The sequence below is a fragment of the Actinomyces provencensis genome (assembly GCF_900155435.1).
Classification (GTDB): Bacteria; Actinomycetota; Actinomycetes; order Actinomycetales; family Actinomycetaceae; genus Pauljensenia; species Pauljensenia provencensis.
In genome coordinates, this window is the sequence record NZ_LT700212.1 from 656637 (window position 1) to 658937 (window position 2301).

Below are 2301 nucleotides of genomic sequence, written 5' to 3' on the forward strand. Positions count from 1 at the left end.
TGCCTCGGGGCTCCCCTCCGGTGTCACGCCACCCGACACACCCCTGAGCTACTCGAAGCTCTCCGGGGGCACCTCCTACGCCGCCCTCAAGCTCGGCGAGGCGGGCGCCGCCTCCCCGACGGCCTCCTCCGCCTCCCCGTCCTCGCCCGCCTCGCCCACGACCGCGGCGACCACCGGGACCGACACGAGCGGGACCTCGGTCACCGGCGATCCGGACGGGACGACGGGCTCGTTCAGCCACCAGTTCGCCATGAAGATGGTGCGCGGCACCGTGTTCGGCCTGATCCTCGCACTGGCTGCCATCGGTGTGTCGCTGATCTACGGCACCACCGGCCTGAACAACTTCGCCCACGGCGAGCTCGTGACCTTCGGTGGCTTCGTGGCCTACTTCGCGATGACGACGCTGGGCCTCAACGGCTGGATCGCCCTGGTGCTCTCGCTGGTCCTGGGCGCCGGGTTCGGCCTCGCCCAGAATGCCGTCATCTGGCACCCACTGCGGAAGAGACGGGTCGGACTGATCCAGATCATGATCGTCTCCATCGGCCTCGCACTGTTCCTGCGCTACCTCTTCGCGTTCTTCTTCGGTCCCAACCGCCTGGTCATGCCGCAGTCCTTCGATGCGGTCCTGTCCCCCTTCGGCATCCCCCTGGGGTACTGGGACGTGTGGGGATCGGTGATCTGCGTGGTGCTGCTGGCGATCGTCGTGTGGATCCTCGGGTGGACACGCCTGGGCAAGTCGATCCGTGCGGTGGCCGACAACAAGCTGCTCGCCGCCACGACCGGCATCCACGTGGAGCGCGTGATCCGGGTCGTGTGGGTCGGGGGCGCCGCGCTGGCAGCGGTGTCCGGCGTGCTCGTCGCCTTCTACCAGACGCTGAGCTTCCAGTCCGGGGCCCAGATCCTGCTGCTGATCTTCGCGGCGGTGACCCTGGGTGGTCTGGGGTCGGCCTACGGAGCGCTCGTGGGGGCACTCCTGCTGAGTTGGTTCATCGAGTTGTCGACCTTCTTCATCCCGAGCTCGATGAAGATCGTCGCCGCCATGATCGTCATGATCGTCATCCTGCTCGTGCGACCCCAGGGCATCCTGGGCCGCAAGCAACGGATCGGCTGAGGGAAGGACCTGGGAAATGGGAAACTGGAACTTCCTGCTCGTGGCAGCGGGGGAACTCTTCACCCCGCAGACCGCGGCCTATGCACTGGCCACGCTCGGACTCGCCGTCCACTTCGGCTACACGGGCCTGTTGAACTTCGGCCAGGCCGGCTTCATGGCGGTGGGCGGGTACGCCTTCGCCATCTCGGCCTCCGCGTTCGGACTGCCCTTCTGGGCCTGTGTGCTCGCCGCGGTGATGGGATCGACGATCCTCGCACTGCTCCTGGGCATCCCGACGCTGCGACTGCGCGCCGACTACCTCTCCATCGTCACCATCGGCACCGCCGAGATCGTCCGACTGGTGGTGCGCTCCCCCGAGCTGGAGCCCTGGACCGGGGGCTCGACGGGCATCAACCGCTCCGGCGCGGACTTCTTCGCGGCCAACCCGCTGCCCGATGACTTCTCCTGGACCATGGGCACCATCCGCTACGACGCGGACGCCATCTGGGTGCGCCTGGTGGCATGGACGGTCGTCCTGCTGGCGGCCCTGTTCATCTGGCGCCTCATGAACAGCCCGTGGGGTCGCGTGGTCAAGGGCATCCGGGAGAACGAGGACGCCGTGCGGGCGCTGGGCAAGAACGTCTTCTCCTACAAGATGCAGGTCCTGGTCATCGGCGGCGTGCTGGCCGGGGTGGGGACGATCTTCGCGATCATGCCCACGTCCCTGCAACCCGACAACTACGGCACGCAGACGACGTTCTTCCTGTGGGCGATCCTCCTGCTGGGCGGTGCGGCCACGGTCATGGGGCCCATCATCGGATCCATGATCTTCTGGTCGCTGCTCGCCCTCACCGACGGCTTCGTCTCCCTGGGTGTGAACTCGGGCGTCCTGCCGATCACCACGCTCCAGTCCGGCCAGGTGCGCTACATGCTGGTCGGCCTCGCACTCATGCTCCTGGTGGTCTTCCGCCCCCAGGGGATCTTCGGAAGGAAGTCGGAGGTCAAGTTCAATGCCTGACGTCACCGGTCCCGTCCCTCCCGTCCAGCCGGACGACCCGACACCTGCGGAGGTGGAGGCTCCCACCACTCGCCTGGAGGACCCCGCCGCCGCGGCGCCCGATGCGCCGGTCGAGGCCCCCACCCCTCCGGCCGACCCCGCCTACCCCCTTCCGGACCCCCTCTGGAAGGACGCCCCGGGACCCGGGTGCGCC

At 68.1% G+C, this 2301-nt stretch carries 2 protein-coding genes and 1 pseudogene; all 3 read left to right on the top strand.

Annotated elements, in window-relative coordinates; genetic code table 11:
* Positions 1-1111, top strand: a 1111-nt coding sequence (locus BQ9890_RS17015; protein WP_195907609.1) for a branched-chain amino acid ABC transporter permease, incomplete at its 5' end; no start/stop codon positions are given.
* 16 nt (positions 1112-1127) lie between these two features.
* Positions 1128-2108 (top strand): branched-chain amino acid ABC transporter permease, encoded by a 981-nt coding sequence (locus BQ9890_RS17020; protein WP_075889184.1) that lies wholly within the window; start codon positions 1128-1130, stop codon positions 2106-2108.
* Positions 2101-2301, top strand: a pseudogene (locus BQ9890_RS17025) (hypothetical protein); the annotation flags it as partial. The gene BQ9890_RS17020 and the pseudogene BQ9890_RS17025, both read left to right, overlap by 8 nt.

Coding starts and splice junctions, on each gene's coding strand:
- BQ9890_RS17020 (WP_075889184.1), top strand. CDS start 1,128: ATGGGAAACTGGAACTTCCTGCTCGTGGCAGCGGGGGAACTCTTCACC.